Origin of the sequence: Arthrobacter sp. 4R501, from assembly GCF_002929755.1 — a bacterium.
Lineage (GTDB): Bacteria > Actinomycetota > Actinomycetes > Actinomycetales > Micrococcaceae > Arthrobacter.
Genome location: NZ_PJIW01000007.1, coordinates 20,807 through 44,342, shown reverse-complemented (window position 1 = coordinate 44,342; position 23,536 = coordinate 20,807). Strand labels below are relative to the sequence as shown.

30 protein-coding genes are annotated in these 23,536 nt (G+C 64.8%); 17 read left to right on the top strand and 13 right to left on the bottom strand.

Annotated elements, in window-relative coordinates:
* Positions 1–26: 26 nt before the first annotated feature.
* On the bottom strand, positions 27–413 hold the full coding sequence (locus tag CXR02_RS08415) for a hypothetical protein (RefSeq protein WP_104061568.1): 387 nt from the start codon (positions 411–413) through the stop codon (positions 27–29).
* A gap of 135 nt (positions 414–548) precedes the next feature.
* On the opposite strand from CXR02_RS08415, the gene CXR02_RS08410 reads away from it, so the two are divergent.
* The gene (locus CXR02_RS08410; protein ID WP_104061567.1) at positions 549–1,145 is read left to right on the top strand and encodes an AAA family ATPase; all 597 of its coding nucleotides are present in this window, start codon (positions 549–551) and stop codon (positions 1,143–1,145) included.
* A gap of 46 nt (positions 1,146–1,191) precedes the next feature.
* On the opposite strand, the gene CXR02_RS08405 is transcribed toward CXR02_RS08410, so the two are convergent.
* On the bottom strand, positions 1,192–1,590 hold the full coding sequence (locus tag CXR02_RS08405; protein ID WP_056341140.1) for a cupin domain-containing protein: 399 nt from the start codon (positions 1,588–1,590) through the stop codon (positions 1,192–1,194).
* A gap of 317 nt (positions 1,591–1,907) precedes the next feature.
* Between CXR02_RS08405 and bcp the strand changes: the two genes are divergently transcribed.
* Both bcp and CXR02_RS08395 read left to right on the top strand, forming a co-directional pair.
* Positions 1,908–2,387, top strand: a complete 480-nt coding sequence (gene bcp / locus CXR02_RS08400; protein ID WP_104061566.1) for a thioredoxin-dependent thiol peroxidase — start codon at positions 1,908–1,910, stop codon at positions 2,385–2,387.
* A 40-nt stretch (positions 2,388–2,427) separates the two neighbouring features.
* The gene (locus tag CXR02_RS08395; protein ID WP_104061565.1) at positions 2,428–3,000 is read left to right on the top strand and encodes a GNAT family N-acetyltransferase; all 573 of its coding nucleotides are present in this window, start codon (positions 2,428–2,430) and stop codon (positions 2,998–3,000) included.
* A 246-nt stretch (positions 3,001–3,246) separates the two neighbouring features.
* Here CXR02_RS08395 and CXR02_RS08390 read toward each other — a convergent pair whose 3' ends face one another.
* Positions 3,247–3,540, bottom strand: a complete 294-nt coding sequence (locus CXR02_RS08390) for a hypothetical protein (RefSeq protein WP_146072494.1) — start codon at positions 3,538–3,540, stop codon at positions 3,247–3,249.
* A gap of 236 nt (positions 3,541–3,776) precedes the next feature.
* Here CXR02_RS08390 and CXR02_RS08385 point away from each other — a divergent pair, with 236 nt between their 5' ends.
* From CXR02_RS08385 to purM, 7 genes are all read left to right on the top strand, one after another.
* Entirely contained in the window at positions 3,777–4,889 is a 1,113-nt protein-coding gene (locus CXR02_RS08385) for a PP2C family protein-serine/threonine phosphatase (RefSeq protein WP_104061563.1), read from the top strand.
* A complete protein-coding gene (locus tag CXR02_RS08380) occupies positions 4,886–6,856 on the top strand; it encodes a glycosyltransferase (RefSeq protein WP_104061562.1) in 1,971 nt (656 codons plus the stop codon). The genes CXR02_RS08385 and CXR02_RS08380 overlap by 4 nt, the downstream gene beginning before the upstream one ends.
* Entirely contained in the window at positions 6,846–7,178 is a 333-nt protein-coding gene (locus tag CXR02_RS08375; RefSeq protein WP_104061561.1) for an STAS domain-containing protein, read from the top strand. The genes CXR02_RS08380 and CXR02_RS08375 overlap by 11 nt, the downstream gene beginning before the upstream one ends.
* A complete protein-coding gene (locus CXR02_RS08370) occupies positions 7,171–7,596 on the top strand; it encodes an ATP-binding protein (RefSeq protein ID WP_104061560.1) in 426 nt (141 codons plus the stop codon). Before CXR02_RS08375 ends, CXR02_RS08370 begins: the two co-directional genes overlap by 8 nt.
* 100 nt (positions 7,597–7,696) lie before the next feature.
* Positions 7,697–8,011 carry a hypothetical protein gene (locus CXR02_RS08365; protein WP_104061559.1) on the top strand — a complete coding sequence of 105 codons (315 nt, stop codon included), beginning with the start codon at positions 7,697–7,699 and terminating at the stop codon, positions 8,009–8,011.
* A gap of 86 nt (positions 8,012–8,097) precedes the next feature.
* Positions 8,098–9,777 (top strand): amidophosphoribosyltransferase, encoded by a 1,680-nt coding sequence (gene purF / locus CXR02_RS08360; RefSeq protein WP_104061558.1) that lies wholly within the window; start codon positions 8,098–8,100, stop codon positions 9,775–9,777.
* Positions 9,774–10,934, top strand: a complete 1,161-nt coding sequence (purM, locus tag CXR02_RS08355; RefSeq protein WP_104061557.1) for a phosphoribosylformylglycinamidine cyclo-ligase — start codon at positions 9,774–9,776, stop codon at positions 10,932–10,934. Before purF ends, purM begins: the two co-directional genes overlap by 4 nt.
* 55 nt (positions 10,935–10,989) lie before the next feature.
* On the opposite strand, the gene CXR02_RS08350 is transcribed toward purM, so the two are convergent.
* Positions 10,990–11,769, bottom strand: coding sequence for a VOC family protein (locus CXR02_RS08350; protein ID WP_104061556.1), 780 nt, complete (start codon positions 11,767–11,769; stop codon positions 10,990–10,992).
* 230 nt (positions 11,770–11,999) lie between these two features.
* Positions 12,000–12,233 (bottom strand): DUF3073 domain-containing protein, encoded by a 234-nt coding sequence (locus tag CXR02_RS08345; protein WP_056341155.1) that lies wholly within the window; start codon positions 12,231–12,233, stop codon positions 12,000–12,002.
* 275 nt (positions 12,234–12,508) lie between these two features.
* Here CXR02_RS08345 and CXR02_RS08340 point away from each other — a divergent pair, with 275 nt between their 5' ends.
* Positions 12,509–13,150 (top strand): septum formation family protein, encoded by a 642-nt coding sequence (locus CXR02_RS08340; RefSeq protein WP_104061555.1) that lies wholly within the window; start codon positions 12,509–12,511, stop codon positions 13,148–13,150.
* Between the two features lie 17 nt (positions 13,151–13,167).
* The gene (locus CXR02_RS08335; RefSeq protein ID WP_104061554.1) at positions 13,168–13,854 is read left to right on the top strand and encodes an SDR family NAD(P)-dependent oxidoreductase; all 687 of its coding nucleotides are present in this window, start codon (positions 13,168–13,170) and stop codon (positions 13,852–13,854) included.
* 530 nt (positions 13,855–14,384) lie between these two features.
* On the opposite strand, the gene CXR02_RS08330 is transcribed toward CXR02_RS08335, so the two are convergent.
* The 4 genes from CXR02_RS08330 to CXR02_RS08315 form a co-directional block, all read right to left on the bottom strand.
* Complete coding sequence (locus tag CXR02_RS08330) at positions 14,385–14,846, bottom strand: ATP-binding protein (protein ID WP_219816396.1); 462 nt, start codon at positions 14,844–14,846, stop codon at positions 14,385–14,387.
* 63 nt (positions 14,847–14,909) lie between these two features.
* Positions 14,910–15,146, bottom strand: a complete 237-nt coding sequence (locus CXR02_RS08325; RefSeq protein ID WP_146072493.1) for a hypothetical protein — start codon at positions 15,144–15,146, stop codon at positions 14,910–14,912.
* Positions 15,147–15,232: 86 nt separating this feature from the next.
* A complete protein-coding gene (locus tag CXR02_RS08320; RefSeq protein WP_146072492.1) occupies positions 15,233–15,751 on the bottom strand; it encodes a hypothetical protein in 519 nt (172 codons plus the stop codon).
* A 97-nt stretch (positions 15,752–15,848) separates the two neighbouring features.
* Positions 15,849–16,322: a DUF1990 family protein gene (locus CXR02_RS08315; protein ID WP_104061550.1), complete on the bottom strand. Its 474-nt coding sequence runs from the start codon at positions 16,320–16,322 to the stop codon at positions 15,849–15,851.
* 406 nt (positions 16,323–16,728) lie between these two features.
* Here CXR02_RS08315 and CXR02_RS08310 point away from each other — a divergent pair, with 406 nt between their 5' ends.
* Both CXR02_RS08310 and CXR02_RS08305 read left to right on the top strand, forming a co-directional pair.
* The gene (locus CXR02_RS08310; protein WP_308470670.1) at positions 16,729–17,151 is read left to right on the top strand and encodes a DUF664 domain-containing protein; all 423 of its coding nucleotides are present in this window, start codon (positions 16,729–16,731) and stop codon (positions 17,149–17,151) included.
* A 44-nt stretch (positions 17,152–17,195) separates the two neighbouring features.
* The gene (locus tag CXR02_RS08305; RefSeq protein WP_104061549.1) at positions 17,196–17,588 is read left to right on the top strand and encodes a hypothetical protein; all 393 of its coding nucleotides are present in this window, start codon (positions 17,196–17,198) and stop codon (positions 17,586–17,588) included.
* Between the two features lie 90 nt (positions 17,589–17,678).
* On the opposite strand, the gene CXR02_RS08300 is transcribed toward CXR02_RS08305, so the two are convergent.
* Positions 17,679–18,197: a GNAT family N-acetyltransferase gene (locus CXR02_RS08300; protein WP_104061548.1), complete on the bottom strand. Its 519-nt coding sequence runs from the start codon at positions 18,195–18,197 to the stop codon at positions 17,679–17,681.
* Positions 18,198–18,265: 68 nt separating this feature from the next.
* Here CXR02_RS08300 and CXR02_RS08295 point away from each other — a divergent pair, with 68 nt between their 5' ends.
* Positions 18,266–18,415 (top strand): CopG family transcriptional regulator, encoded by a 150-nt coding sequence (locus CXR02_RS08295; protein WP_104061547.1) that lies wholly within the window; start codon positions 18,266–18,268, stop codon positions 18,413–18,415.
* Positions 18,412–18,807, top strand: a complete 396-nt coding sequence (locus tag CXR02_RS08290; protein ID WP_104061546.1) for a VOC family protein — start codon at positions 18,412–18,414, stop codon at positions 18,805–18,807. The genes CXR02_RS08295 and CXR02_RS08290 overlap by 4 nt, the downstream gene beginning before the upstream one ends.
* A 27-nt stretch (positions 18,808–18,834) precedes the next feature.
* On the opposite strand, the gene clpB is transcribed toward CXR02_RS08290, so the two are convergent.
* On the bottom strand, positions 18,835–21,492 hold the full coding sequence (gene clpB, locus CXR02_RS08285; RefSeq protein WP_104061545.1) for an ATP-dependent chaperone ClpB: 2,658 nt from the start codon (positions 21,490–21,492) through the stop codon (positions 18,835–18,837).
* 63 nt (positions 21,493–21,555) lie between these two features.
* On the opposite strand from clpB, the gene CXR02_RS22345 reads away from it, so the two are divergent.
* A complete protein-coding gene (locus CXR02_RS22345; protein ID WP_181037168.1) occupies positions 21,556–21,813 on the top strand; it encodes a YciI family protein in 258 nt (85 codons plus the stop codon).
* Positions 21,814–21,889: 76 nt separating this feature from the next.
* On the opposite strand, the gene CXR02_RS08275 is transcribed toward CXR02_RS22345, so the two are convergent.
* Together CXR02_RS08275 and CXR02_RS08270 are read right to left on the bottom strand one after the other, a co-directional pair.
* On the bottom strand, positions 21,890–22,642 hold the full coding sequence (locus tag CXR02_RS08275; RefSeq protein WP_104061543.1) for a trypsin-like serine protease: 753 nt from the start codon (positions 22,640–22,642) through the stop codon (positions 21,890–21,892).
* A gap of 185 nt (positions 22,643–22,827) precedes the next feature.
* Positions 22,828–23,493 (bottom strand): hypothetical protein, encoded by a 666-nt coding sequence (locus tag CXR02_RS08270; RefSeq protein WP_104061542.1) that lies wholly within the window; start codon positions 23,491–23,493, stop codon positions 22,828–22,830.
* Positions 23,494–23,536 lie beyond the last annotated feature (43 nt).

Below are 23,536 nucleotides of genomic sequence, written 5' to 3'. Positions count from 1 at the left end.
CCCTGTGGCCGGTCCGCGTGCCGACCTTAGTTCAGGGACAGGGCCAGGTAGAGGGCCGTCAGGATCACCACTGTGGGAGTCATGACCAGGCGCTCCGGTTTGCTGCGGGAGATGCCGTTCAGCACGATGCCCACCGCGAAATAGGCCGTCAGCACCCAACAGAAGACGTCCGTGAAGCCTTGGTTCACCAGCGGGGCCGCCATGCCGGCCTTGGACAGGGCAACATAGGCGAAGAGGACGTAAAGGATGATCGAGGTGGCGCTGCCGATCCGCAGCTTGGTGGGCAGGACGTTGTGCTGGCCTCCCCACGCGAACCGTCCCAGTGGTGCTCCCGCCATCAGGGCGGCCTGAAAAACCGCGAGCGCGGCCAAAAGTACACACGCGGCAATCGCGGCTAGCTGGGCTAACTGCATCGAATATCCCCATTCCCCGTGGTGGCCGCCGGCCTGTTGCAGGCACCGTCCGGACGTAAGCTTAATGTGACCTCCGCCTCATGATGGGACGATCACGCTGTCCCTTCCGTTAAACCATTGGCGAAAGGAGGCCAAGTGCTTATTGTCTTAACCGGAATCGACGGCTCGGGAAAATCCACGGCCGCCCGCGCCTTGGTAGATGCGGCCCAGGCTGACGGCGAAAACGCCCTGCTACTCAGCAACCATGCCGGCAGGCGGAGCATGTCCGTGCTGGCTGAACGGCTGGGCATCCGATGGCCCCGCCGCCTGGCCGACGCCGTGGAAACCACCCTCCGCGTGGCCAACGTGCTGGTGTCCCATGCCCGGGCAAGCCGCGTCGACGGACTGGTGGTGATGGACCGGCACCTCCACTGCCAGCTGGCCCTGCGCGCGGCCAAAGGACTGCGGCGTGGCCGCCTGCTCCCCTGGCTGATTTCGTCCCTGCCGGTGCCTGACGCCGTGGTGCACCTGGACGTTGAGCCTGTGTTGGCACACGATCGCATTATGGCCCGCGGCACCGATTCGGAGACCCTGGCTGATCTGGTGGACTTGCGCGACGCCTACCGCGCCATGCCGGAATACGCGGCTTTCGTACAGCTCGACGCCGACTGCCCGCCGGCCGAGGTTGTGGCCAGGCTTAAGCGGATCGTGCACAAGCGGCTCGTGCGCGCGGAAACTGCCGTGGCTGTATAGCCCCACCCAAGCCCCGGCAGGCCAGCTCCGGCTCAAATCAGCAGGCTCAAATCAGCGCGTGCGATCCCCTGCTCCGCGGCCGACCGAAGGACGCCGTACCCAGGAATTCAATGGCGACGAACGGCTCGGAGCCAACCACCCACTCATCGTGCCCGGGAGGCAACGCATAGGTGTCATGGGCGCGGATGGTGGACCTCACGCCGTCGGACGTTTGAATCTCCAGGCTCCCGGACACACAGTAACCGAGGTGGTTGTGCTCGCAGAAGTCTGTCAGTTCAGTGGGCTTGGCGGACTCGGACCAGCGCCAGCCTGGAGCGAGGATGAGGCGGGCCACCGAGTAGTCGTCAACGGTGACGAGATCGAACTCGGCCTTGTCCGGACACCGTTTCTTGTCCGGGATGTCAAGGGATTTTACGGCCAGTGCTCTAATGAAATTTGCGGTCATGGGGAAACAGCCTTGGGATCATTTGCGGTGGGCGCTTAGGGCTGGGACCAAGCGGTTGTGCGTGGATGCCGGCTAGCGGCTACGTAGTGCGGATCACGTACTGCGGAGACCAGAAGTGCGTACCTCTAACCGTATCCATCCGGCGCCTCAAGTCAATGGACCGCCGGACATTCACGGGGCCGAAAAGGGCCCCCTGCACAGGTCCCGGCCCCGGACCAGCCGGAATACTTCAAATGACGCCGGAGTTGTTGATTAAACTGGAAAGCCGATTCACTGGTTTCCTGTCTTTTGCCATCAGAGTCTCCCGAAGGAACGCCATGAGCCCCCAACTGATCATCAAACTTCAGCCAGGTACCCAGGCCCCCGAGTTCACGCTGCAGGACGCCGACGGCAAGGAAACCTCACTGGCCAACTACCGCGGCAAGAACGTCATCGTGTACTTCTACCCGGAGGCGGCAACCCCCGGGTGTACCACCGAGGCCTGCGATTTCCGCGACAGCCTCTCATCCCTGCAGGGCTCAGGTTATGAAGTCCTGGGCATCTCCCCCGACGCCCCGGAGAAGCTGGCTAATTTCACCGGCGACTTCAACCTGACCTTCCCGCTGCTCTCCGACGAGGACCACGCAGTTGCCCTGGCCTACGGCGCGTGGGGCGAGAAGCTGGTCGACGGCGAGATCGTCGAAGGCCTCGTCCGCTCCACCGTGGTGGTGGACCCCGACGGCAACGTGTCGCTGGCCCAGTACCAGGTCAAGGCGCAGGGCCACGTGGCAGCCCTCCGGGAGTCCTTGGGGGTCTAGTCTGGCGGGGCACAGGAAGCCCACCAATCGGGAGTCAGGCATGGCGATCGAAGTCCGTCCGGGAACGCTGTTCGAAGACGTCAAAACGCTGGTTGGACCCAAGCGGCCCGATGCCAACGTGTGCTGGTGCCTGAGCTACCGCATCCCGTCCAAGCAGAACCTTGGGCTGCGCGGAACGGCCCGCGGCGACCTGGTGAAGGAGCTGGTGGCGCAGGATCCGCCGCCAGGGGTTCTGGCGTACGACGGCGACGTAGTAGTCGGGTGGGCAGCTGTCCATCCGCGCGCCGACACCAGCTTTGCCCGCAACCGCAGGATTCCGCACGTGGACGACCTCGATGTTTGGTCCGTGTGGTGCATCCGGGTCCGGCCCGGTTACCGCGGCAAAGGGATCTCCCATCACCTGCTCAAAGGTGCCGTGGAGCTGGCCCGCGGATACGGCGCGCCCGCCATTGAGGGGTACCCGGTGGACAACGGCGGCAGCAAAGTGGACCTCACCATGGCGTACGTGGGCACACGCAGACTCTTTGAGAAGGCCGGGTTCGTCAAGGCCGCTGATACGGATTCGGTGCTCAACGGGTTCCCGCGCGTCTTGATGCGCCTGGACCTGCGCTGATCAGGGTTGCGCCGACGTCTGGATGTGGCTGACGCAGACTGCGCTAAATCAGGGTTTCTTCCGCCAGCTGCTGGGCCAGTCGTTGTCTATGAACCACAAGGCCAGCAGCAGCGCGTCCACGGTCAGAAGCCCAGCTAAAAGATAAGCCCACCCTGTGTACCAATGCACGGCAATCTCCTGACCTGGTATCCCCCAGCCACTTGATTGTCCTCAAAGTGTGGCACGGAAAAGGTCAGCAGGGAACGGCTACTTTGCGAGCGCCGTCAGGCGGCCGTGAACTTCGGTTTCACGGTTGAGGAGGCGGGTCAGCTGCTCGACTTTTTCCGAGAGCTCGACGCCGACCTCCAGCCGGTCCCCCGGCCAGCTCGAGGCCTCCCAGGACTCCCCCAGGGCTTGGGCCAGCGAGCGGGACAGCGAGCGGAGCTTCCAGGAATGGCTCAGGTAGTGAACGGTGCTGCGCGGGCGGCGGCCCTGCTTCAAGAGCCGCCGCCACCAGTGCCCCAGCCCGCCCGGCAGTCTGACGGATTCCGTTGGTTCCATGAGTCCTGCACCGTCCTCCGGCAATCCGCACATTCCTTCAAAGCTGGTCCTTCGAGTGTGGCCAAGGAGCCTCAAGGTCCCATCAAGGGAGGGCAAGTATTCGGGCAAGTCTGGGCCACGCCAAGCCGGTCAATGGGCCCACCGCCCCGGAGTGTCGGGTGCTGCACCCGACATGCAACCCTCGTTGTCAGGTCTATGACATGCTTCACGGGCCCTAATACTGTAGAAGTAGAGGCATGCCTTCCAAGCCCGAACCGCGCCGTGCCGTTGTGATTGAGGACGATCCGGACATCCGAGGCCTCCTTGTCCGGATCCTGACCAAGCAGGGTTTCGAGGTCACCCACGCTGAAGCCGGCCTGCCCGGTGTGGAGGAGGTCCGCCGCGCCAAGCCGGATCTCATCACACTGGACGTGAACCTCCCGGACGTGGACGGGCTGGAAGTCTGCAAACTCCTCCGTGAATTCTCTGATGCCTTCATCGTGATGCTCACCGCCCGTGCCGACGAACTGGACAAGCTCACGGGCTTGGACAACGGCGCCGATGACTACATCAGCAAGCCATTCAGCCCGCGCGAACTCCAATCCAGGATCAACGCCCTGTTCCGCCGCCGGCAGCCGTCCGCCGCGGACACAGCTGTGGTGAGCGAGCTGGAGCGCGCCACCGAGGTCCAGCAGAGCCTGCTGCCCCAGGAGGACGTCCGGGTGGACGGGTACGACGTCGCCGGCGTCTTCCGCCCCTCCCGCAGCGTCGGCGGTGACTTCTACGATTGGTACCGCACGCCGGAGGGCCTGCACCTGACGTTCGCCGATGCCATGGGCAAGGGCATGGGCGCCGCCCTCATCGCGGCCACCGTCCGGGCCGTCATGCGGTCCACGGGACAGCGCCAGGACCTGGACGCCGCCTTCGCCTCCGCCAGTACCACCATCGCGGCGGACCTGGATTCCTCCAACTCATTTGTCACCCTCTTCCACGCCCGCCTGGACGCGGCATCCGGCGTCGTCAGCTATGTCGACGCCGGCCACGGACTAGCGCTGCATGTCACCGCCGAGGGGTCGGCGCACCGTCTTCCCAGCGGCGGTCCGCCCGTGGGCGCCTGGGCCGGATCCGCCTGGCCGCAGTCCGCCGTCGGCCTGGCCCCGGGAGACTCCCTGGTGGTGGCCAGCGACGGCGTGCTGGACGTTTTTGACTCGGTGGAGCAATTCACCGAGGCGGTGCTCGCCGCAGCCCATGGCCAGGTTTCCGCGCAGTCCGCCAGCGACGCCATCATGGCACTGGCTCCGGCCGAAACCGCCGAGGATGACGTCACCGTAGTGGTGGTGCGCCGCCTGCCTGAGCCAGCCACGGCATGACGCGCTTCTGGACCCGCCTGGTGGTGGTCCTGACGGTCATCTTCGGCCTGAACTATGTGGGCTGGCGCTGGGCGTCGTCGCTGAACTGGGATGCCTGGTGGATCGCCGTGCCCCTGGTGGTGGCTGAGACCTACAGCCTGGTCGACGTGATGCTGTTCGGGATGACCGTGTGGCAGCTCAAGATCCGCAAGGGAGCACCGGCGCCGCCCCACGATGCCACGGTGGACGTCTTCATCACCACGTACAACGAAGACCTGGACATGGTCATGACCACGGCCCTGGCGGCCCAGAAAATCCGGCACCCGCACAGCACGTGGATTCTCGACGACGGCGCCCGCCCCGAGCTGAAGGCCCTCGCCGACGAGCACGGGCTGGGTTATGTGACGCGCAGCGAGGACTGGACCGCCAAGGTGCCGCGCCACGCCAAAGCGGGCAACCTGAACAACGCCCTGATGGTCACTCACGGCGAATTCCTGCTGATCCTGGACGCCGACCAGATCCCCGAGCCGGACATCCTGGAAAAAACCCTGGGCTACTTCAACAACCGCCGGGTGGCCCTGGTCCAGACGCCGCAGTACTTCAGCAATGTGCCCGCCCACGATCCCCTCGGCAGCCAGGCGCCCCTGTTCTACGGGCCCATCCAGCAGGGCAAGGACGGCTGGAACGCGGCGTTCTTCTGCGGCTCCAACGCCATCCTCCGCCGCGAGGCCCTGATGCAGCTGGGCCTGGTGGGCTACGTCAAGGAGACCGAAAAGAGCATCCGCCGCGCCCTCACCGCTTCCCGCTCCGCCATCCGCCAGGCGCGCAAGTCCGCGGACGTGATCACCCCGCTCGTGGCCGAAGTGCTGGACGCGGTGGAGGCCGCCACCCGCGAAGCCCAGGAACAGCTGGCGGCCGGCGAGGCCATGAGCGAGATCACCTACCGGGTCCGCCGCCGCGTGGACGCGGCGGTCCAGACGCTGGTCCAGGCCGACATGACCGCCCTGCAGGCCGACCTCGAAGAAATCGCCGCCATGGAACTCGCCCACGTGGGTGACGCCGGCGTCCCGGTGGTGGCCGACGATGCCGTCCAGCGTATGTCGGCCCGCGACTGGTCGCCGCTGGGCGCGCTGGAATCCGTGCAGGCTGTCCTGGATGCCCTGAACGTGGAGCGGAACGACGAAGCCCAGCCGGTCATGCCGCTGGCCACCATCTCCGTCACCGAGGACATGGCCACGGCCATGCGCATGCATGCCATGGGCTGGGAAAGTGTCTACCACCACGAGATCCTGGCTTACGGCTTGGCGCCCGAGGACCTCAAGACCATGCTGACCCAGCGCCTCCGCTGGGCGCAGGGGACCATGCAGGTGCTGCTCCGCGAGAACCCGCTGGTGCAGAAGGGCCTGAAGATCGGCCAGCGGCTGATGTACTTCGCCACGATGTGGACCTACCTGAGCGGTTATGCGGCGGTCATCTACTTCGCCGCCCCCATCATCTACCTGCTGCTGGGAGTCCTGCCCGTGTCCAGCCTCAGCTGGGACTTCTTCCTGCGGTTCATTCCGTTTATGGTCGCCAACCAGCTGCTGTTCGCGGTGGCAGGCCGCGGAATCCCCACCTGGCGCGGCCAGCAGTACAGCCTGGCACTGTTCCCCACCTGGATCAAGGCGTGTTCGACGGCGGCCCGGAACGTCTGGTTCGGCCGCCCCCTCGGGTTCGCCGTCACCCCCAAAGCCCGCCAGACCGGCGGCCCCAGCTGGAGCCTCATCCGGCCCCAGATTGTGGTGAGTGTGCTGCTGGCGGTGGCCTCCGTCGTCGGGATTATCCGGTTGGCCGCGGGACTGGCCGAGCCGCTTGGCACGCTGGTGAACGTTGGCTGGGTTATTTTTGACCTGGTGGTCATGAGCATCCTGGTCCGGGCTGTTTTGTACAAGGGCTACCTCCCCGCTGTGGACGTTGATGCTGGAGAGAGGAAAGCCGATGGAGTTTAGTTACGAGGTCAAGGATTCGTACGCGGAGGTGAAGGCTGACGGGCGGCTGAACATGGTGTCCGCGCCCAAGCTGCGCGAATTCGTCACCGATGTGATCGCCGGCGGTTCCTCGCGGATCGTGGTGAACCTGGAGAACACCGCGTTTATGGATTCCTCCGGCCTCGGCGCGCTGATCGGCTGCCTCAAGGCCGCCCGACAGGCCGGCGGGGACCTGCGCATCGCGGCGGTCCAGCCGCAGGTGAAAATGGTGCTTGAGCTGACCAGCATGGACCGGGTGCTGACTTCCTACGCCTCTGCCGATGAGGCGTTCCGCAATGACTGAGGTCCTGGCCCGGCGGAGCTTCCGCGGACTGTCCACGGTCGAGGCCATCGACTCCGTCCACAACGAACTGGACAAGCTCTGGGCGGACGCCCCGTTCGTCCAGGCCATGGACCAGATGACGTTCACCACGGCGGTGATCGAGTCCGCGTCCAACATCGTCCAGCACGCGCAGCCGGCCAAAGCGCAGAAACCGGTGGAGCTGGGAGTGGACATCAGTGTCCAGCCTTCCCTTCTGCAGGCCCGGGTCAGCGCGTTCTTCGCCAAGCCCCCCTTCGGCCCCCTGGAGCCTGGGACCCCGGACGACGATTCGGAGTCCGGCCGCGGCCTGGCACTCATCGAGGCGCTGGTCACCACCGTGACCTTCGAACGGCAGGACGGCACCAACACCTGGATCCTGACCCGGACGTCACAGCCCTGACCCTCCCACCCCCGGATGCTCTATCACCTACGGTTCCCATTCGGCTGTTTTGGCAGCCGTACGTGATAGAGCAACGGCAATGATGAGTAGGCTAGAGGGCATGGCTTTTGAAGAAACCCCCGCCGAACGCCGCGAGGTCACCGTCCGCCGGGCACCGAAATATGTGCCGTTCCTCATCCTCGGCGCCCTGGTGGGCGCAGCGGTGGCTGCCGCCGTCGCATACGGTCTCCCCGGTGACGAATCCTTCGAGCGCGGCTCGGTGTTCGGTTTCTTCCTGGTGATGTTCGGCGCCGGCGGCGCGGTGGTGGGCGCCGTGGTGGCCCTGCTGCTGGACCGGCGGAGCGTCAAGCGGCAGAAACGCGCCATCGTGGAAGCCGTCCCGGATTCAGAGCCCGACGACGGCGCGCAGCCCTAGGTTCCAACACCACCGTCCGGCCTCCGGGCACAGTCACAATGCCGGCGGCGGAAAAGTCGTACCGCATCTCGTGAGATAATCGACCAGTGGCACGCGGCGATGGAAAACTTTCTCATGATCTTCTCCCTGGCGAAAAGGGACCTCAGGACGCTTGTGGCGTTTTCGGGGTCTGGGCGCCAGGTGAAGAAGTAGCAAAACTCACCTATTACGGGCTGTATGCATTGCAGCACCGCGGTCAGGAGTCGGCTGGTATAGCTACCAGTGACGGCAAGCGGATCAACGTCTACAAGGACATGGGCCTCGTTTCCCAGGTCTTCGACGAGACCACGCTGAACACCCTGACCGGGCACTTGGCGGTGGGACACTGCCGCTACTCCACCACTGGAGCCAGCCACTGGGCCAACGCCCAGCCCACCCTCGGCGCCACCAGCACCGGCACGGTTGCCCTGGCGCACAACGGCAACCTGACCAACACGGCCGAGCTCAACGCCATGATCATGGAACGCAACGGCGGCCAGCTCAGCGGCGAAATGAAGCAGGGCAACACCTCGGACACCGCCCTGGTCACGGCGCTGCTCGAAGGCGAGGAGGGCAAGACCCTCGAACAGACCGCCATGGAGCTCCTGCCGAAGATCAAGGGCGGCTTCTGCTTCGTGTTTATGGACGAAGGCACCCTCTACGCCGCACGCGATACGTACGGCATCCGCCCGCTGGTTCTGGGCCGGCTGGAGCGCGGCTGGGTGGTTGCCTCCGAGCAGTCCGCCCTGGCCACCGTGGGCGCCAGCTTCATCCGCGAAATCGAGCCGGGCGAATTCATCGCCATCGATGAGGACGGTGTACGTTCCAAGCGCTTCGCGGAGGCGACGCCGGCCGGCTGCGTTTTCGAATACGTTTACCTCGCGCGTCCGGACGCCGCCATCGCGGGACGCTCCGTGTACGAGTCCCGTGTTGAGATGGGCCGCCAGCTGGCCCGCGAAAACACCCAGGACGCGGACATCGTCATTCCGGTTCCGGAGTCCGGCACCCCGGCCGCCGTGGGCTACGCCGAGGAATCCGGCATCCCCTTCGCACACGGCTTCGTCAAGAACTCCTACGTGGGCCGCACGTTCATCCAGCCCTCGCAGACCCTGCGCCAGCTGGGCATCCGGCTCAAGCTGAACGCCCTCGAGTCCGTGATCCGCGGCAAGCGCGTTGTGGTGGTGGATGACTCGATCGTCCGCGGCAACACCCAGCGCGCCATTGTCCGGATGCTCCGCGAGGCCGGCGCCGCGTCCGTCCACATCAAGATCTCGTCCCCGCCGGTCAAATGGCCGTGCTTCTACGGCATCGACTTCGCTTCCCGCGCGGAACTGATTGCCAACGGCGCCACCATCGAGGAAATCTCACAGGCCATCGGCGCCGATTCCCTGGCGTACATTTCCGAAGACGGCATGATCAACGCCACCAGGCAGCCGCGCGAGCGCCTCTGCACCGCCTGCTTCACCGGCACGTACCCCATCGAGCTCCCCGGCGCGGACAAACTGGGCAAGAACCTGCTGGAGCGCACCGACCTCGGCGGCCTCACGCCGTCGCCCTCTGCCCTCCCCGGCGCAACAGCGGCCCTTGCAATCGACGCCGAGGAGGACCCTGCGGAGAAGGCCGGCGCCACCGGCTGCGATCCGGGACCGGACGCCGAGTTCGAGAACCTGCTCACCGAAGAAGACCACGTGCCCGCGATCCACCACGTAGCCACCACCCCCGGCGCTGAAAAGAAAGAGTCCGTATGACTTCCGCAACCCCCGCCGCCGGCAACAGCCCACTGAGCCCCGCAGGCATCACCTACGCCTCCGCCGGTGTTGACGTTGAAGCCGGCGACCGCGCCGTGGAACTGATGAAGGGCGCCGTGAAGGCCACCCACAATTCCTCCGTCATCGGCGGCGTGGGCGGCTTCGCCGGCCTGTACGACGTCTCACGTCTGCTGACGTTCAAGCGTCCGCTGCTGGCCACGTCCACCGACGGCGTGGGCACCAAGGTTGCCATCGCCCAGGCCATGGACATCCACGACACCATCGGCTTTGACCTGGTGGGCATGGTGGTCGACGACATCGTGGTGGTGGGCGCCGAGCCGCTCTTTATGACCGACTACATCGCCTGCGGCAAGGTTGTCCCGGAGCGCATCGCGGACATCGTCCGTGGCATCGCCGCCGCCTGCTCCGTCGCCGGCACCGCCCTGGTGGGCGGCGAAACCGCCGAGCACCCCGGCCTGCTGGGCGAGCACGAATACGACGTTGCCGGTGCCGCCACCGGTGTTGTCGAGGCTTCCGACCTGTTGGGCCCGGACCGCGTCCGCGCGGGCGACGTTGTGATCGGCATGGCATCCTCCGGCCTGCACTCCAACGGCTACTCCCTGGTCCGCCGCGTCATCAACCACGCCGGCTGGGCCCTGGACCGCCAGGTATCCGAACTCGGCCGCACGCTGGGCGAGGAACTACTGGAGCCCACCCGCGTCTACGCTGCAGACTGCCTGGACCTTGCCCGCGCCTTCCCGGTGAACAGCGCCAACGCCGTGCACGGCTTCAGTCACGTCACCGGCGGCGGCCTGGCCGCCAACCTGGCCCGCGTGCTGCCGCAGGGCCTCGTGGCCACCGTGGACCGCGCCACCTGGGAGCTTCCGGCCATCTTCAAGCTGGTCTCCGAGCTGGGCAACGTCCCGCTGGCCGACCTGGAGCGCACGCTGAACCTCGGCGTGGGCATGGTGGCCATCGTGTCCGCCGAAGCCGCCGAAGCCGCCGTGGCCCGCCTCAACGACCGCGGCGTCCCGTCCTGGATCATGGGCACCGTCACGGCGGACTCGGACTCCATCCTCAAGACCGGTCCGGACTACGTCCAGGGTGCCAAGGGTGTTGACGGCGGCGCCGTCCGCCTGGTCAACGCCTACGCCTAAAGCCCGTCCTCGGGTGCCCCGCAACCGCCAACCGGCGGTTGCGGGGCATCCGCGTTTAAACCTCCAGCAGGCTGAACTCACCGCCCTGCGGGTCCCGGAGGGTGGCCGTGGCGCCGGGCGTATCGTCGTCGTCCGGTTCCGGCGCGATCAGCACTTCCGCCCCCGCAGCCACGGCCTTCCGCACGGCCTCGGCCACGTCAGTGACGCCGAAGTAGATCTGCCATCTGGCAGGCGCCTCGGCAGCGACTATCCCTGCCACCTCCGCGCCGTTCACCATCAGCGTGCTGTATGTCCCGCCGTCGTCCTGGGGATACTCGGTCACGTCGTGGCCGAACAGCTGCTGGAAGAACCCGACGGCGGCCCGCGGCTCGGGCGTCAGCAGCTCTGTCCAGGACAGCGCACCGGCCTCGTTGTACCGGCCGGAGCCCGTGTGCGTTCCGGGCTGCCACACGCCGGTGGTCCCGCCGCCGGGAGGATCCACAAACACCATCACGCCGGTGTCCGCCACTTCCTCGGGTCCGAACTGCACTGCGCCGCCGGCGTGGGGAACTTCCTCTGCCAGCGCACCGGCGTCCTCGGCCGCGAAGTAGATGTTCCAATGGGCGTGCGTGCCGAGAGATTCCTGGTGCGGGTTCTGCGGCGCCACCACAGCCACCAGGTCCTCCCCCACGAACGCCTGGGCATAGCTGCGGCCATCGGGCGTGGGCTGGTCCTTGAAGCTCCACCCGAACACCGCCGCGTAGAAGGCCTTCGCTGCCTCCACGTCCCGGGTCTGGACGTCAGCCCAGCACGGTTCACCGTGGCGGTAGCTGGGGGATGAGGAGTTTCCTGGCATGGGAGGTCCTTTCGCGGGCGGCACACGCATCAACGCCTCCAGTCAACACCAAAAAGCCCGCCGCCGGCACCGGGTTCCGGCGCAGGCAACGGGCCTGATAACTGAGGCCAGCACCGCGGGTCCGCTGGGATCCGGGGTGCTGAAAAGAAGCGCTGTACTAACGAACGGTGTCCGAACGTACTGCAGCGTCGCGGGGCCGGGCGCCTTGCGGCGGGGCCGGCGTGCAACAACTAGCCGATCCGACGGGTGTGTACCTCGTCGTCGTCTTCTTCCAAATCGTCCGCGTACTTATCCACATAAGCCGAATAGTCCGGTTCAACCGGGTCATTCGCGAAATGGCTCGTGGCACGACCTTCAGGACCTTTGAGCTCTCGCTGAAGGGCCGAATAGTCAGTGTTCGGGGAATAGTACTTAATATCCCGAGCCTGCTTGGTAGCTTTTGCCTTTTGACGGCCGCGCCCCATGGCGTGACCCCCTTTTGTACTCGGACCGGAGGTGGTCACCTTGGCTATCGGTGAGGCCCCGGAATGTTTGGTCAATTTGTCGTAACACCTAGATTACATGCTTTCCGCGCACGGTGCGCCCCGGCCCGTGCGCGCGGACGCCATGTCGGGTACCCTTTCCGCCGCGACGCGCACGGTTCCCGGCTTTTTTGTTGGATAGAGTCTCTTCATCAGCTGCCGATCCGGGTGCCCGGAGAATCCAGCATCCCGAGGCGAAACCCAGGAGGGGTATCCGGATGGACAACCAGGAACCGCGCCCCGTCCCGCCCAAACCTGCCGCTCCGCCCACCGCCGGATTGCCTCACGTGGCTGTTCCGGCAACTGCGGTGGAGCCCCCGGCACGGAAGCCCCGGCGGGTCGCATCTACGCTCCTGAAGACTGTCTTCGTGGTGGTTCTGCTCGGTGTGGTGGGAGGCCTGGTGTGGCTCGCCGTGTGGCTGGATTCCGGGGCACCGGAAACGACCGGCGACGGCGGCTCCGTGATCGTGGAAACCTCACCCACTCCTCTGGCCACCCCGCTCCCGCTCCCCCGTGATGGTGTGGAGCCAGCAAACTACCGGCTGGGCGACTGCTTCAAGGATTTTGACCCCGAGGCCTTGCGGTCAATGGTGGTGGCCTGCGATACCGGCCACTCGGCCCAGCTTGTGGCCGTCTTCCGCTACCCCGCGGTCGGCTCCTATCCGGGCCGGGAGGCCCTCGCCGCCAAGGCCCTGGAGGCCTGCCAAGCGGCGAAGCTGGCACCGGCAGCGAACGAGTACACGCTGAACCTCCAGCGGGCCTACCCCAGCAGCACCAGTTGGGAATCAGGCGACCGGCGCGTGGACTGCTACGTCACGGCCGACGGCGGGAACGTCATCAACGCGAGTGTGCTGCCGTAGAGACCTAGCCTGATCGGATGAAGAAGCTTGCTGTCGTCACCGGCGCTAACCGAGGGCTGGGACTGTCCCTCGTGAATGAGTTCTCGGAGAGTGGCTGGAGCGTCATCGCCCTTAGACGTTCACCAGAGCCGGACGCCGGGGCCGCCCCATCCGACGTCGTGACCGTGCGGCACGATGTTCGATCCGACCATGCCTCAGAGCTTCTGGAAGTCCTGAACGGCCGCCCCGTCGATTTGCTGATCAATAACGCGGCCCAAGGAGCGCCCCACGGTGAGCTGGGATCCATTCCAGCTGAGGGAGTCTTGAACGGGCTCGATGTAAACGCCGCGGGTCCGCTGCGACTGGTGCAGTTCCTGTTGCCAAACCTCCTGGCGGCCCCGGACCCGATCATCGTCAACGTGACCTCACGCCTGGGATCCCTGTCGGCACAGGCCAGCGGTACCTTCGCGGACCTGACAACAAGTTATGCCTACAAGATCTCCAAGGCGGCGCAGAACATGCTGACCATCGCACTGGCTCAGGACCTTCAGGGGCGCGTCCGCTGCTGGGCAGTGCACCCTGGGAAACTGGCAACGGACATGGGACAGGCTGACGCATCCAAGGATCCTCGCACTGCTGCTGCGCAACTGAGAGAACTCGTCGACTCTGGCGACCCCACCTCGCCGCGATTCTTTTCGCTCGGGGAACAGGATCTCCCCTGGTAGCTAAAGTAGGCGGATGCTCATCATTCGCCGTGCAAGCACCGCTGATACGCCCAGCCTCATCCGTCTGCGGGCCGCGTGGGTTGCAGAGCAAATAGGGGAATCGACTGAGGATCCGGACTTCGAGAGTGACTATCGAGCCTGGCAGGAAAATAACGCGCGCACCATGTTCGTCGCAGAGCTGGGCGGCACCCATATCGGCATGCTGAATCTCATGGTCTTTGAGCGGATGCCTAAGCCCGGCAAGAAGTCGACATGCTGGGTGCATCTCGGAAACGCGTCCGTCGCTGCCGAATATCGCAACCGCGGTCGGAGGCCAGCTCTTGGAGGCGGCAATTCAGTTCTCACAGAGCATCAGGGCAGCACGGATCGTCCTCTCCCCTTCAAACGAATCACAGACCTTCTATGCCAGGCACGGGTTTGCTCCTGCCGAGGAACTGCTCGTCAAACGCTTAGAGTACGAAAGTTAGGACGCCATGCCGGTGCCGATATCTGATGCCGGATCTGATCACACCAACGCTACCGTCGGGCCACTATGAGATAACCGTGAGTGGACCTTCGGCTGCTGTGGGGGCTTCGAAGTGGTCAAAATATTCGGCAGCCAGTTCAGCGCTCAACTGAAAATCATCCGCGTGACCCGCCGTTCGCGCGCGGACGCGGGCAAGGGCGACCTCGCGGGGCGTGGCAAGGTAGATGGTCTCGGGCTCAACACCCAACGGCCGCAGCAGGAGACGGTAGTCCTCCCTCATGCTCTTAGACCAGAAGGAAAAGTCGAGAACAACATCTGCGCCTGACGCGACCAGATCTAGGAGGCGAGCCTGAAGCGCCGCCTCCACCTGGCGCCGGACTCCCTCCTCCAAGGGCATGGTCCGGAGTCCCATCCGCCAGGCCGCTTCGTCAAAGGACAGCCGGACCATCCCTTCGGTCGCTAAGCGACGAGCAACAGCGGACTTGCCGGAGCCCGCCGGCCCGCACATGAAGATAACTCGACTCATACTCACGATCGTACGCAGGGCACGGTCGCCCCGACGGGAACTCAACAGGTCACCGGTGATGCATCAACTCTCCAGCGGCTCCGCCGGTGTCAGCCCGCGGAAGAGTTCGAAGCGGGCCTCGAATTCCTGGCGGTTTTCCGCAGCCAATAGTCCGTTGGCCCCGTAGCTAAACGCCATCGTATTCATCTGGCGCTGAGATCCCTCGGGCGGCCGGAGCCGTTCCTCAAAAGTGCCGTTGGTGTCCTTGGAAAGATCCTGGAACCGGAACGTGAGCCACTGGCCCGCCTTACCTAAGGCCACCCCGGAAACGATCACTTGTTGGTCAGGCGTCACCCCCCCGAGGTCTCTTATGCGGTCTTCCGCCGACCAGGTTTCGAGACCGGTGATTATCGGGGCCCGTAGCCATACCGGTGGGTGACGTCCCCGATAATGGCAATGGCCCGCTGCTTTTCGGCCCACGTTTGCGGCACGGAAGTGCTCTGGGACTCGGGACCGTTCACATTCGTGAGGAGCGACTTGCCTCCGTACTGATTCTCGATTGGCCCGTGAAACGGGCTACGGCTTTGCGCGTCAACTGGTGCCCATTCCTGCCGAAACTCGGCCGAGAGGGCAGCCTTGATCTCGGCGACCATGGTCCGTGCCGTCTCGTTGCCCTCTTCCGGCGTCGGGCCAGCCAAGACCTCCAGGGGGTCGACCCCGGCGACACCCGGGTAATCCCGCCAGTAGATGGTGCGTTCGTTACCATCGGCGCTCGTTGACACCGTTGTCCGCCCAACAGCGTTGCCAACCATGTGGTGGACGACGCCGGCAACGGGAACCGCGGCGATGCCGGCGACAATGAAGATCGCCCCTAGGATCCACCACCGCCGGTGGCGGCGCGACGTGAACTGCGGCATTTCCAGCACCCCCATACTGTTGTTGCCACGACACTACAGGCCACGAACGGCCCCTCGGTCGCATCGAAGCCCTCGGGTCACTTCACGGGCGATCAGTTGACCCAACTCATCGAAGGGCCCGCAGGTATCGCCTCCGCACGACTCGCTGTGCCACCAGAAGGAGCGGGTAGAGCACTCGCCATGGTTGCCGTGCGGCCGCCCGGGTCAGTGAGCGGATGGTGAGGTGCACGTCGTCGCCCCGACGGTGGACGATGAAGGCTTCTTCACCGTCGATGGGGTGCCCCGGCATGGTCCGGTACGAGAACCCAATTCGCTCGGGCTCCTGCACAACAGCCACCACTTCGACCGGCTCTACAACGGTGAAGCCCAACGTGCGCGCCGTAACGACCACACGGTCACCTGGCGACACCGGACCCGCGGTATCAACGTCAAACCCGCTCGCGGTTTTTACCTTCCAACGGAGCACATCGGATGCGGCGCGCTGCCAAACATCGTCGCCACCTCCGACTACGGCTGTGACTTCTGATCGACGGTATTTGCGGTCGCTGGGAGGCCACCGCCGTAGGTCCGGGCTGGTCACGCCGAGCCGTCAGCTCGAGTTGCGTCAGCCTTTTCGGCCTTCCGGGCCGCAATGATTCCGTCCCGCGTCGCCGCCCGGATGACCGCATAAAGAATGTAAAAGAAAGTGGCCGCAAAAACGGCAGCCAAGACAATATCCACGTGTTCTTCCCCCAAGAAGTTGCGGTCCGGTTAGGACATTTAAGAGCCTACGTCAGATAGCCACCATGTTGATTGCGTCCGCAGGCGACACTCTAAGGCAGAGTGAGGGACATGGATCAAAAGGCTGACTTACTTGGATACCTTCGCCGTCGAAGGGCAGATCTTCTCGCGAAACTCGACGGTGTCGGCGAGCACGACATTCGCCGTCCGATGACCCCACGGGTACCAACCTCCTTGGGCTGGTCAAGCACGTCGGTGGCGTGCAATTGGAATACTTCACCGACGTCTTCGGTAGACCCCACGGCAGGGAAGTGCCCTGGTTGTCCGATGCTGGGGCGGTCGACGATGACATGTGGGCAACGGCGGACGAGAGCCGGGCAGACATCATTGACTTCTACCATTTCTCTGCTCGACTGAGCGACGCGACGATAGAGTCACTCAGCCTCGATTCTTCAGGTGAAGTACCTTGGTGGACGCCGGAGCGCCGATGCGTAACCCTTCATCGGATCCTGGTTCACGTGTGCGTCGAGACGGCCCGGCGTGCAGGCCATGCCGACATTTTGCGCGAGTTGATCGACGGCACAGCGGGCAACGGGCCGCAAGATCCGAATTTTCCAAGCCGCACATCTGACGAATGGGCTGCCTATCGGTCCCCGATTGAGGCCGCTGCACGCCAAGCCGGACAATAATGTCAGCGCCTACGAGATACCGGACAGACGATTAGCTGGGAACCATGGAATCAAAGTATGTGCGCTACCAGGCAGGCATGCCCAATGGCCGTGGACGCCAGCCTGGCATCTTCAATCTCGCCAACGGTTTAGCACGCGACGGCAGACTCAGCAGCCAGGACTGGGCTTCCTGGCGGCGCTCAAACGACCATTACGACTCCGCCTACCTGAATCCGTCGACGGTGGATAAATCGATTTACGACCATGCAATCAACCCGACAGCGGAGGCTTGGTTCAAGTGCACAGCCGGGCATTTACTCGTCCGCGTTGAGTTCTACACGGACCTCCTGAGCCGGTATGCCGTTGAGTGGCAAGTACTCCATTCGAACGATCCAGGAAGGCTGTTGTACGAAGACGGCGTCCAGATAATTGTCGCGCCACATGAGATGGGGGAATGAGGGCCCGCAGCCACCACACGTGGATGAACCGGCAAGGCCCTCGGACAAACCCGCGGCCTGGCTGTCCACCACCCGCGGGCACCGCACCGTTCACGTGGAACCCCCACCGGCCAGCTGAACTCCGAAAACCACCCGGGTCGCGATGGTGCCGCCATGATCGTTCTCGATGTGGCTCATGCCAATTTTCTCCGCCACCCGACGAGAAGCCATATTCTCTGGATGAATAATGGCGACGAGCTGCTTGACAGCGAGCTCGTCGCGTGCGAATTCCATGCACGCCGCGGCCGCTTCGGTCGCATAACCCCGGCCCCACGCCTCCGCGCGGATGTGATAACCCACTTCCAACTCCGTGCGACCGTTGACCTGCTGCCAGGTAAGTCCGCAGTCGCCCAGAAACTCGCCATCGAGGGTTTCCACAATCCATAGGCCGTAACCATGCGTGGCGTAGTTCGCTTCATTCCAGGCGATCCACTGCGCGGCCTCTTCCCGCGTCTTGGGTGCTGGGTAATACGCCATGACAGCAGGATCACTCAGAAGCGCAGTCATTTTGTCGAGGTCCACTGAAGCCATCTGCCGGAATCGAAGCCGGGACGTCTTTCCTGGAGTCACCCACGAAGCCTACAGGCCACCCGGATTCCCTCTTGCGGATCGAATGCTAGATTGCTAGCATTCTAGCCATGGCCGACAAAACACAGTTCAACATCTACCTGCCAACGGACCTGGTCAAGCAGGTCAAACACGCAGCAATCGAACGCGGACTATCACTGTCGTCGTTCGTCGAAGAAACGCTTACCCAGGCCCTCGACAAGGAAGGTTCCACCAAATGAGAGTTACTCCGATCCGCTTCGTGCGGAACATCGAGCTCGCCAACAAGTTTTATTCCACCCTTGGGTTGAACGAGAACGCTGCAGCAACAAGCGGAACCTGGGCAGACCTGCACGGCAACGGCGGGCAACTTGGGCTCCACATTGCCGAAGCGGGAACCACACACTCAGATGCGGGCGCGGTCGCACTGCACTTCTCCACCGACGAAAAGCTGGAGCTCACCGCAGAGCGACTAAGAGCAGCCGGATATGCCCCGTCGGACATCATGGACGAAACGTTCGGCCGTTTCATCACTGTCAGTGACCCCGACGGATACCGCATCCAGGTCAACGAAATGGATGCGGACCATCAACACCTCAGCTATGAAATACGGGAATCTGCTGCCCTGAAATAGTGTTCGCCCGAGCCCGCAGGACCCGCCCTACTCCTTCCGCCGCACCACCAGGCCCGTGCCAGCGGGAGCACCGCCGTCGGGTCCTGCGAGAGCCTCCAGCCCTTCGATGGTGAGTTCGTCGACGTCGGCCGCAGTGTCCACCAGAACCGTGTCACCGTCCGCGATGTCGCCGGACAGGATGGCCTTGGCCAGCCGGTCGCCGATTTCCCGCTGCACCAGCCGGCGGAGCGGTCTGGCACCATAGGCGGGATCGTAGCCGGACATCGCCAGCCAGGCGCGGGCACCCTCGGACACCTGCAGGACGAGCCTGCGGTCGTGCAGCCGCTTGCCGAGCTCGGCCACCTGCAGTTCCACGATGTGCGCCAGCTCGTCCACGGTCAGGGCGTCGAACAGCACCACCTCGTCCAGCCGGTTCAGGAACTCCGGCTTGAAGGATGAATTGACGCTGGCCATGACAGCGTTGCGCTTGGCGTCCGCAGAGAGGGTCGCGTCCACCAGGAACTGGCTGCCCAGGTTGGACGTCAGCACCAGGATGGCGTTGCGGAAGTCCACGGTGCGCCCTTGGCCATCGGTGAGGCGGCCGTCGTCGAGCACCTGCAGGAGGATGTCGAAGACCTCCGGATGGGCCTTCTCCACCTCGTCCAGCAGAATCACGGAGTACGGCCGACGGCGGACGGCTTCCGTCAACTGGCCGCCTTCCTCGTAACCGACATACCCCGGAGGGGCGCCCACGAGCCGCGCCACGGAATGCTTCTCGCCGTACTCAGACATGTCGATCCGCACCATGGCGCGTTCGTCGTCGAACAGGAAATCCGCGAGCGCCTTGGCCAGTTCGGTTTTTCCCACACCGGTAGGGCCGAGGAACAGGAACGAGCCGGTGGGCCGGTTGGGATCGCTGATGCCGGCCCGGGCACGGCGCACGGCGTCGGATACCGCGGCCACGGCCTTGGACTGTCCGATCAGGCGCTTGCCCAGTTCCTCTTCCATGTGAAGCAGCTTCTGGCTTTCGCCCTGCAGCATGCGGCCCGCCGGGATGCCGGTCCAGGCGGAGATGACCTCTGCGATGTCGTCCGCGGTGACCTGTTCAGCCACCATCTGGCCCGACTTGTCGGTGTTGGCTTCCTCAGCAGCCGCGGCGGCGTTCAGTTCGCGCTCCAGGGCAGGAATCTCACCGTAGAGCACACGCGACGCAGTCTCCAGGTCGCCTTCCCGCTGCGCCTTGTCAGCGGCTGACCGGAGCTCATCGAGCTTGGCCTTCAGGTCACCCACGCGGTTGAGGCCGGCCTTCTCAGCTTCCCAGCGGGCGTTGAGGGCGGACAGCTCCTCGTTCTTGTCGGCTTTGTCCGCGCGGAGGGCGGCCAGGCGCTCCACCGAGGCGGCGTCCTTCTCGTTCGCGAGGGCCAGCTCCTCCATGGTGAGCCTGTCCACGGAACGGCGCAGCTGGTCGATCTCCTCCGGCGCGGAGTCGATCTCCATCCGCAGCCGGGAGGCGGCCTCATCCATCAGGTCGATGGCCTTGTCCGGCAGTTGGCGGCCGGAAATGTAGCGATTGGACAGGGTTGCGGCGGCCACCAGCGCGGAGTCGGCGATGGTGACTTTGTGGTGCGCCTCGTAGCGTTCCTTGAGGCCGCGGAGGATCCCGATGGTGTCCTCCACGCTGGGTTCTCCCACGTACACCTGCTGGAACCGGCGCTCCAGTGCCGGGTCCTTCTCGATATTCTCGCGGTACTCATCCAGCGTGGTGGCGCCGATCAGCCGCAGCTCACCGCGGGCCAGCATGGGCTTGAGCATGTTGCCGGCATCCATCGAGGACTCGCCCGTAGCACCGGCGCCCACCACGGTGTGGATCTCGTCGATAAACGTGACGATCTGCCCATCCGAATTCTTGATCTCCTCCAGCACGGCCTTGAGGCGTTCCTCGAACTCACCCCGGTACTTGGCGCCGGCCACCATGGACGCGAGGTCCAGGGCGATCAGCGTTTTACCGCGCAGGCTTTCCGGGACATCGCCGGCCACGATCCGCTGGGCCAGCCCCTCGACTACGGCGGTCTTGCCCACCCCCGGCTCACCGATGATCACGGGGTTGTTCTTGGTGCGCCGGCTCAGCACCTGGATGATGCGCCGGATCTCGGTGTCGCGGCCGATCACCGGGTCCAGCTTGCCCGCACGCGCCATCGCGGTGAGGTCCGTGCCGAACTTTTCCAGCGACTGGAAGGTGTTCTCCGGGTCCGGCGTGGTGACCTTTCGGTCGCCGCGGACACCCGGCAGGGCGGCGAGCAGCGCTTCATGGGAGGCACCGGCGTCGCGCATTAACCGCCCGACGGCGTCGCTCCCGGCAGAGAGCCCCAGCAGCAGCACCTCGGTGGAGACATACGTATCGCCCAGCCGGTCCGCTTCGTTCTTGGCGTTCTGGATTGCCAGCAGCGCGGGCCGGGACAACTGGGCCTGCTGCGTGGAGCCGCCTGATGTTGCCGGCAGCGCCTTAATGGCGCCGCTCGCCTGCACGCTGACGGCGTCCGGGTCCGCGCTCGTGGCGCGGAGAAGCGCGACGGCGACGCCCTCCCGCTGATCCATCAGCGCCTTGAGCAGATGGGCAGGTTCCACCTGGGGATTTCCGGCCGTGGAGGCGTTCATGGCTGCTGCCGAAAGAGCCTCCTGGCTCTTGGTGGTGAATTTGACGTCCAAAGAGAGCTCCTTCCGGGGATGCGCATGTTCGCTAAGTTGAGTCTACTACGCTCAACTTTGAGGATGTGCCCTCTACGCCCCATGTTTGCCGACGGCGAACTGCCTGTCCAGAGCCGTCCACTGTCGAGTGGAAATCCGGGCCCGGCACCCCTGCCGCCACGGCCCATTGCCGACGCCGAGGCAACGTTCGGCGGCTACAGCATCATCCAGGCCGACGATCTGGAGGCCGCCGTTGCCCTGATGGAAGGCCATCCGCACTTTATGTCCGGCGAAGACGCCACCATCCAGATCCACGAAACCCTCGACATCCCGGGGATGTAGGTCGCCGGGCTTAACGATCCCGGGCGGGTGGCTCCGTCGAGGAGCCACCCGCCCGGGGGTCTGTCTATGCCCATGATCAGGAGCCGGCAACCCCTGAGACGCTGGTGATCCAGGACAGGTTGCTGGCGATCGAGGCATGGTCGTTGTAGTACCGCGTGTAGTCGGACGGGTTCTGCGGTGGCAGGATGCTGGAGGTGGAAAGCACTCCCACCAGCTTGCCGCTCACAATCAGCGGCCCGCCGGAGTCGCCGCCCAGCGTGTGGCCGGTCTGTGACTGCGTTCGAACGGACGGCCCTCCGTAAGTGTCCACGCCCTGCCCGGCAGCGGTGACGTTGGCCGTCTTGAGGTAGTAGGACATGGTGCCCGCACCTTCGGTCTGGTCACCCCAGCCGTAGACCTTGGCCGAGGAACCCGTCGCAGGGAACGAACTGGATAGCCCGACATACGAGCCGTAGTGCGGGGTTGAAAGTTTCAGGAGCAGAACATCGCCGGTACTGGAGGCATAGCGGGCGGCCACCGTTTTCACCGTTCCGCCGGTTTCCAGGTACGTGGTGCCCAGCCGGACGGACTTCAGTGATGTTGAGTTGCAGTGCTTGGCCGTGATAACCCAGTCCGCGGAAATCTGGCTGCCGGTACAGCCCACGTTCGTCCCGGTGGAATCGAAGGAAATCTGCGCGGCGTACGGGGCCGCGGAAATCGTGGTGGTGGTGCCGCCGGCAATGTCCGGGCTGGCCGAGTCACCGCCGGTGGCGGGTGCGGCGTGGGCAGTCAAGGGGGTCAGCAGCGCAGCGGTTGCCGCGGCCGTGGCCAGCATTCGAGCGATCTTCAAAGCGGGTAGCTCCTTCGCAAGTGGACCCGCAGCCATCAGCGGTCAGCCGTCAGCAGGGTCAGTTCCAGTGGATGGACCGGCCATCGGTGCGGGCGATCCACGGGCGACATTACAGCCGGATGTGAAGCATGTCACGTTAAATGACAAAATCAGTCAACTACATTTCCGCGGGGGGCCATCCGGACTCAGGGATAGCCGGCGGCCGGCTTGGTTTCGATGTAGTTGATCACCAGGAACTCCCCCGCCGGGACGAGTTCCACGTACCAGCGGGTCGGCTTGTCCAGGTCCTCCCAGCTGCCCTGCCCGGCAATCACGGGGCGGTAGACGGCGTCGAACTTCAGGAACGTGCCGCTGTCCGTGGCGCTCGAATCGATCTCCTGCAGCAGCTCAAACGTGCCGCGCCCACCCGTCTCCGGCCCGGCAACGCGGACCGCCGCCAGGTTCTGCTGGTTCATCACCCTCACCGCCGCGAAGTACTCCTGCCACGCGACGTCGCTGTGCGTGGTGAAGAGGGTTCTCGAATAGGCCTCCGCGTTTTTCGCCGCGAGATCGGCGACGCAGTTTTCCGGCACAGCCTTGCCCGGTCTCCACGCCGTGACCAGCTCGGAGCCGGCGTTGAGCCAGCCGCTGTAGGCGTTCAGGACGCTGCCGATGGTTTCGCGCGGCGAGCCCTTGGGGATCCGGACCGGCGGCACGTCGTCCCGGCCCACAAACGGGCACTCCGGAGGAAGCACGGACGCGGGCGTGGCCGGGGCGATGTCCGGCAGCGGCGTCGGCGACGGGAACAGGCTGCACCCGGACAGGCCCGCCAGCAGCGCAAGGACGGCAGCCGCCGTCGTAATTCTATTCATGGTTCTCCCCCAATACCGCCGCCGCGTCCGGACGACGCTGACC